Source organism: uncultured Paracoccus sp. (assembly GCF_937873615.1).
Classification (GTDB): domain Bacteria; phylum Pseudomonadota; class Alphaproteobacteria; order Rhodobacterales; family Rhodobacteraceae; genus Paracoccus.
The window spans coordinates 45,299-51,964 of sequence record NZ_CALMYP010000049.1 but is presented as its reverse complement, the minus strand read 5'-3'; the positions used below and the strand labels follow the sequence as shown (position 1 = coordinate 51,964).

General features: G+C 64.7%; 6 protein-coding genes. 2 read left to right on the top strand and 4 right to left on the bottom strand.

Going from position 1 to position 6,666, the window contains the following annotated elements; translation table 11 throughout:
• A partial coding sequence (locus tag Q0330_RS11330; RefSeq protein ID WP_299478932.1) for an EF-Tu/IF-2/RF-3 family GTPase occupies positions 1-1,199 on the top strand: 1,199 nt, incomplete at its 5' end.
• 90 nt (positions 1,200-1,289) lie between these two features.
• On the opposite strand, the gene Q0330_RS11325 is transcribed toward Q0330_RS11330, so the two are convergent.
• Positions 1,290-2,258, bottom strand: a complete 969-nt coding sequence (locus Q0330_RS11325; RefSeq protein ID WP_299478930.1) for a hypothetical protein — start codon at positions 2,256-2,258, stop codon at positions 1,290-1,292.
• Positions 2,259-2,395: 137 nt separating this feature from the next.
• Between Q0330_RS11325 and Q0330_RS11320 the strand changes: the two genes are divergently transcribed.
• A complete protein-coding gene (locus Q0330_RS11320) occupies positions 2,396-2,764 on the top strand; it encodes a hypothetical protein (RefSeq protein ID WP_299478927.1) in 369 nt (122 codons plus the stop codon).
• A 76-nt stretch (positions 2,765-2,840) separates the two neighbouring features.
• Here Q0330_RS11320 and Q0330_RS11315 read toward each other — a convergent pair whose 3' ends face one another.
• The 3 genes from Q0330_RS11315 to pdhA are packed head-to-tail and all read right to left on the bottom strand — an operon-like array spanning position 2,841 to position 6,589.
• Complete coding sequence (locus Q0330_RS11315) at positions 2,841-4,136, bottom strand: pyruvate dehydrogenase complex dihydrolipoamide acetyltransferase (RefSeq protein WP_299478924.1); 1,296 nt, start codon at positions 4,134-4,136, stop codon at positions 2,841-2,843.
• Positions 4,137-4,148: 12 nt separating this feature from the next.
• Positions 4,149-5,519: a pyruvate dehydrogenase complex E1 component subunit beta gene (locus Q0330_RS11310; protein WP_299478921.1), complete on the bottom strand. Its 1,371-nt coding sequence runs from the start codon at positions 5,517-5,519 to the stop codon at positions 4,149-4,151.
• Positions 5,520-5,533: 14 nt separating this feature from the next.
• Positions 5,534-6,589: a pyruvate dehydrogenase (acetyl-transferring) E1 component subunit alpha gene (gene pdhA / locus Q0330_RS11305; protein WP_299478918.1), complete on the bottom strand. Its 1,056-nt coding sequence runs from the start codon at positions 6,587-6,589 to the stop codon at positions 5,534-5,536.
• Positions 6,590-6,666 lie beyond the last annotated feature (77 nt).

Genomic DNA, 6,666 nt, shown 5'->3' with positions numbered 1-6,666 from the left:
TGCGCGACCTGCCGATCCTGACCTTCTGCAACAAGATGGACCGCGAAAGCCGCGATACGTTCGAGATCATCGACGAGATTCAGGAAAACCTCGCCATCGATGTCGCCCCGGCAAGCTGGCCCATCGGCATGGGCCGCGACTTCATCGGGGCCTATGACCTGCTCAACGACCGGCTGGAAATCATGGACCGCGCCGACCGTAACAAGGTCGCGGAAACCGTGAAGATCAGCGGCATCGACGACCCGAAGCTGGCCGATCACATCCCGGCCGAGCAGTTGAGCAAGTTGCGCGAAGAGATTGAAATGGCGCGCGAACTGCTGCCCGCCTTCGACCGCCAGTCCTTCCTTGAAGGCCACCTGACGCCGATCTGGTTCGGCTCTGCCATCAACAGTTTCGGCGTGCGCGAGCTGATGGAGGGGATCGGCAATTACGGCCCCGAACCGCAGCCCCAGAACGCCGCCGAACGCCAGATCGCGCCCGAGGAAAAGGGCGTCAGCGGCTTCGTCTTCAAGGTTCAGGCCAATATGGACCCCAAGCATCGCGACCGGGTGGCCTTCGTGCGGCTGGCCTCGGGGCATTTCGAGCGGGGGATGAAACTGCTGCATGTGCGCTCGAAAAAGCCGATGGCGATCTCGAACCCGGTGCTGTTTCTGGCTGCCGACCGCGAACTCGCCGAAGAGGCCTGGGCGGGCGATATCATCGGCATTCCGAACCACGGGCAGTTGCGTATCGGCGACGCGCTGACCGAGGGGGAGGGGCTGCGTTTCACGGGGATTCCGTCCTTTGCGCCGGAATTGCTGCAATCGGTGCGGGCGACCGATCCGATGAAGGCCAAGCATCTGGAAAAGGCGCTGATGCAATTCGCCGAGGAAGGGGCCGCCAAGGTCTTCAAGCCGCAGATCGGTTCCGGCTTCATCGTCGGTGTCGTCGGCGCCCTGCAATTCGAGGTGCTGGCCAGCCGGATCGAGCTGGAATACGGGATTCCCGTGCGATTTGAAGGCTCTCAGTTCACCTCTGCGCGCTGGCTGGCCGGCCCGAAGGAGAAGGTCGAGGCCTTCGCCAACCAGAACAAGCAGCATATGGCGACCGATCACGACGGCGATCTGGTCTATCTGACCCGGCTGCAATGGGACATCGACCGCGTCACCCGCGACCACCCGGAACTGAAGCTGACCGCCACCAAGGAGATGATGGTCTGACCCCGCGCCCCCCCAAAAAAGGGCGTGCATAACCCGTACATACCCTGTGCATATCGCGTCCGTTTCGCGTCGATACGCGCGCGCGGGGGTTCATGGCCCGGCGGCAGGCCTGTCGAGGGCGATGCGGGCGGCCTCGGCGACCTCCGGGCCGCGCATCTTCGTGATGGTTTTCAGCAGCAGCCCGGCCAGCCCGTCCGGGTCGGCAGGCGCGGGCCGGGGCGCAGCCGGCAGATCGAAAAGCGTCGGGCGTGTCGGGAACCAGACGGAGCGGATCGCCTCGTTCGGCTCGGCATAGGTGTCGCGGATCTGCGCGATCAACTCGGGCGTGAACAGATCGCCGCTGCCGGTCGCCGCCGGATGGCCCGAGGCGACCATGCGGCGGTTGATCTGTTGCAGCTTCTCGATGGGCGGCAGGCGCAGGTAAAGCCCGATCAGTGCCGCCGAGGGCGAGACATTGCGCGCCTCGGGCGCGATCGGCAGATCGGGCAGGCCAAGCGCCGCCGCGAAATCGCGACCGAGATCGCCACCCACCATCTGCCTGCGGTCATAAAGGCGCAGGCGCAGGGCATGGCCATGGCGCGCGCACCATTCGGCCCAGGCGTCCAAAGCGGGCCGGTAATCCCCCTGGCGCCAGATCGTGCTGTTAGGGGCAAGATAGCTTGCGACGGATGCCTTGCTGCCCCATTTGACCTGCTGCTTGTACCAGCCCTCGAAAAACGCCTCTTGCGGGCGCAGATAGCCGATGACGGTGATGGAGGCCCAAGCCGCCGGATCGAAGAAGGCTTCCAGCCGGTCAGGCGCGACGCCCGAAAACCCTTCGGAGGAGATCAGCACATTGCTTGCCTGCTGCTGCTCCGCCCAACCCAGAAAACGGCGGCGGGCTTCATCGAGCGGCTCTGCCTTGCGCAAGGCGCGGACGATCGAGCCGCAGGCAGAGCCGAAGCAGGCGTAATAGGCCAGTCCCGCCGCCGAAAGGGCCTCGCGATTGGCGTGGCAGAATTCCTGCAGGGCGGTGCTGCCGGTCTTGGGCCAGCCGATATGAATGAACAGGTTCTTCAAGAAATGCCCTCAATTCCTGACCCCATTCTAGACCCGGTGGCGGCGCTGCCAAGACCCGGCGACTTGAAGCGGCAGGCTTCGCGCGCCATGTAGAGGGGGCGCCACGGTCGGCGCGGGATTGATGTGAGGTTTCGGGGATGCGGACAGCCGCGATGTTGCTTGGTGTGATCGGCGGGCTTTTCGCCATGATGGTCGGGTTTTTCAGCTATGGCTATACGGAATTGTCCAGCAATCACGCCGCTTTGGCCGAGACCTTCGGCGCGGTGGAAAATGCCGATCTGATCCGCACTGCCAGCTTCCTTGCGCCGCTTCTGGCGATTGCCGGGGGCGCGATGGCGATCTCGCGCGCGCTTTGGGGCGGGTTGCTGCTGCTGGCGGCGGCGATGCTGATCTATGCCGCTTTCGGCTTTGGCGTCTTCACCATGTTCCCCATCGGCTTCTGCGCCACCGCAGGCGGGCTGGCCATTGCCGCCGGCAAGCCGGATGAGCCGAAGGCGCATTTCTGAACGGCTTTCTCGCGGCGCGGGGACCAAGTCATGAAAAAAGGGGCCTCGCGGCCCCTTTTCTGTTCTTGTGGCCGGTTCAGGCCAGCATGCCCATCGGGTTTTCCAGATGGCCGACGATCTTTTCCAGCAGTTGCGCGCCAAGCGCCCCGTCGATGACCCGGTGATCGACCGAGAGCGTCGTCGACATGACGTTGCGGATCACCACCTCGCCATCCTCGACCACGGGGGTCTGGATGCCCGAACCGACAGCGAGGATCGCGCCGTGGGGCGGGTTGATGACGGCGTCGAAATTCTCGATCCCGAACATTCCGAGGTTGGAGATCGCGAAGCTGCCGCCCTGATATTCGTGCGGCGCGAGCTTCTTGGTCTTGGCGCGGGTGGCGAGGTCCTTCATCTCGGCCGAGAGGGTCGAGAGCGTCTTCTGCTGCGCGTCCTTCAGGACCGGGGTGAACAGCCCGCCCTCGATGGCCACGGCCACCGCGACATCGGAGGGCTTCAGCTTCAGGATGCGGTCGCCGGCCCAGACGGCATTGGCGTCCGGCACTTCCTGCAGGGCAAGCGCGCAGGCCTTGATGATGAAGTCGTTCACCGACAGCTTCACGCCGCGCCCTTCGAGCTGCTTGTTCAGCGTGGCGCGGAACTTCATCAGCGCATCCAGCTTGGCCGAGCGGCGCAGGTAGAAATGCGGAATGGTCGACTTGGCCTCGCCCAGACGCGCGGCGATGGTGCGCCGCATGCCGTCGAGCGCGACCTCTTCGGTCTCGCGGTCGGCATACATCTTGAGGATGGCTTCCGCCGAGGGACCGGCGGGGGCGGCAGCCTTGGCCGGGGCGGCGGCGGGTGCGGTCGCTGCGGCGGGGGCCGGGGCGGCACCGGGTTTCGCGCCATCGACATCGGCCTTCACGATCCGGCCATGCGGGCCGGAGCCCTTGACGCCGGCCAGGTCGATGCCCTTTTCCGCCGCGATGCGCCGCGCGAGCGGCGAGGCGAAGACGCGGTTGCCGTCAGCGGCTTTCGGCGCGGCGGGGGCGGGGGCGGCAGCCGGGGCCGCCGCAGCAGCGGGTGCGGCTTCGGCTTTCGGGGCCTCGGCCTTTGGTGCCGGGGCGCTGCCGATATCGGCGGCGGATTCGCCTTCCTCCAGCAGCACGGCGATGGGGGTGTTCACCTTCACGCCTTCGCTGCCTTCGGCGATCAGGATCTTGCCGACCGTGCCTTCATCGACGGCTTCGAATTCCATCGTCGCCTTGTCGGTCTCGATCTCGGCGATGATATCGCCCGAGGACACGGTGTCGCCTTCCTTGACCAGCCATTTGGCCAGGGTGCCTTCCTCCATCGTCGGAGAAAGCGCGGGCATCAGGATTTCTGTGGGCATCTCGCTTGCTCCTTACCTGTAGGTGACTTTCCTGACCGCATCGGCCACTTCGGCCGCCGTGGTCAGGGCGTATTTTTCCAGATTCGCGGCATAGGGCATGGGCACGTCCTTGCCGGTGCAGTTGATGACCGGCGCGTCGAGGTAATCGAACGCGTTTTCCATCACATAGGCCGAGATGTGGTTGCCGATGGCACCGACCGGGAAGCCTTCCTCGACCGTCACCATGCGGTTGGTCTTCTTCACCGATTCGAGGATGGTGCCGTAATCCATCGGGCGCAGGGTGCGCAGGTCGATGACCTCGGCGTCGATGCCGTCTGCGGCAAGCGTCTCGGCGGCTTCAAGCGCGTGGGTCATGCCGATGCCGAAGCTGACGATGGTCACGTCCTTGCCGGGCCGGGCGATGCGGGCCTTGCCGAAGGGGATGGTGAAGTCCTCGAGGTCGGGGACCTCGAAGCTGCGGCCATAGAGAACCTCGTTTTCCAGGAAGATCACCGGGTTCGGGTCGCGGATGGCGGTCTTCAGCAGGCCCTTCGCGTCGGCGGCGGTATAGGGCATCACCACCTTGAGGCCGGGGATGGCCGAATACCAGGCGGCGTAGTCCTGGCTGTGCTGGGCGCCGACGCGGGCGGCGGCACCGTTCGGGCCACGGAAGACCATCGGCGCGCCCATCTGGCCGCCCGACATGTAAAGCGTCTTGGCGGCGGAGTTGATGATGTGGTCGATGGCCTGCATGGCGAAGTTGAAGGTCATGAACTCGACAATCGGGCGCAGGCCCCCGAAGGCCGCGCCGACGCCGATGCCGGCAAAGCCGATCTCGGAAATCGGGGTGTCGACGACGCGCTTGTGGCCGTATTTGTCCAGCAGGCCCTGGCTGATCTTATAGGCGCCCTGATATTCGCCGACTTCCTCGCCCATCAGGAACACGGTTTCGTCGCGGGCCATTTCTTCGTCCATGGCCTCGCGCAGGGCTTCGCGCACGGTCATGGTCTTCATCTTCGTGCCTTCCGGCCAGTCGGGGCTGGCATTGGCGGCGGGCATCTCCGGGGCCGGGGCTGCGGCAGCCGCCGGGGCAGGTGCGGCTTCGGCGGCGGCGGCTGCGGCAGGTGCCGGGGCGCTTGCGGCCACGGCATCGGCGCTTTCGCCTTCCTCGATCAGCACGGCGATGGGGGTGTTCACCTTCACGCCTTCGCTGCCCTCGGCGATCAGGATCTTGCCGAGGATGCCTTCATCGACGGCCTCGAACTCCATCGTCGCCTTGTCGGTCTCGATCTCGGCGATGATGTCGCCGGCGGTGACCGTGTCGCCTTCCTTCTTCAGCCATTTCGCCAGCGTCCCTTCCTCCATGGTCGGGGACAGGGCGGGCATCAGGATTTCAGTAGCCATTCTTTATCCCTCCCTTACGCGTTCTGGGTTGCCGGATCGGCGGCATAGATGTCGGTCCAGAGCTCGTCCAGCGACGGCTCGGGGCTTTCCTTGGAGAATTCGGCGGCCTGGTTCACGATCTCCTTGATCTCCTTGTCGATCGCCTTGAGGTCGTCTTCCGAGGCGTGCTTGCCCTGCAGCAGAAGCTCGCGGACATGTTCGATGGCATCGCGTTCCTCGCGCATCTTCTGCACCTCCTCGCGCGAACGGTATTTCGCCGGGTCGGACATCGAGTGGCCGCGATAGCGATAGGTCATGACTTCGAGGATATAGGGCCCCTTGCCGGCGCGGCAGTGGGCCACGGCCTTTTCGCCGGCGGCTTTCACGGCCAGCACATCCATGCCGTCCACCTGCTCGCCCGGGATGCCGAAGGCTTCGCCGCGACCGAAGAAGGTGGTCGACTTGGTCGAGCGCTTGACCGACATGCCCATGGCATACTGGTTGTTTTCAATGACGAAAATCACCGGCAATTCCCAGAGCTCGGCCATGTTGTAGGTCTCGTAGACCTGGCCCTGGTTGGAGGCGCCGTCACCGAAATAGGTGAAGGTCACGCGGCCATTGCCCAGATACTTGTCGGCGAAGGCGAGGCCGGCACCCAGCGGCACCTGCGCCGCGACGATGCCGTGACCGCCATAGAAATGCTTCTCCTTCGAGAACATGTGCATGGAGCCGCCCTTGCCCTTGGAATAGCCGCCCTCGCGCCCGGTCAGTTCGGCCATGACGCCGCCGGCATCCATGCCGCAGGCCAGCATGTGACCGTGATCGCGATAGGAGGTGATGCGCTTGTCGCCTTCCTCGGCGGCCGCTTCCAGACCGACGACCACGGCTTCCTGACCGATATAGAGGTGACAGAAGCCGCCGATCAGGCCCATGCCGTAAAGCTGGCCGGCCTTTTCCTCGAATCGGCGGATCAGCAGCATGTCCTTGTAGTATTTCAGCAGCTCGTCCTTCGAGACATTCGGCTTAGACGCGCTTTTGGCGGCTGCTGGTTTCGCGGCGGCACTCTTGGTGGCTGCGGGTTTCCTGGCCATGCGGGTTCCTCCTGCAAGCTGGCGGGATAGTTCAGCGTTAAACTATCCGTAGCGCATCGGAAAACTGGCTGCAATCC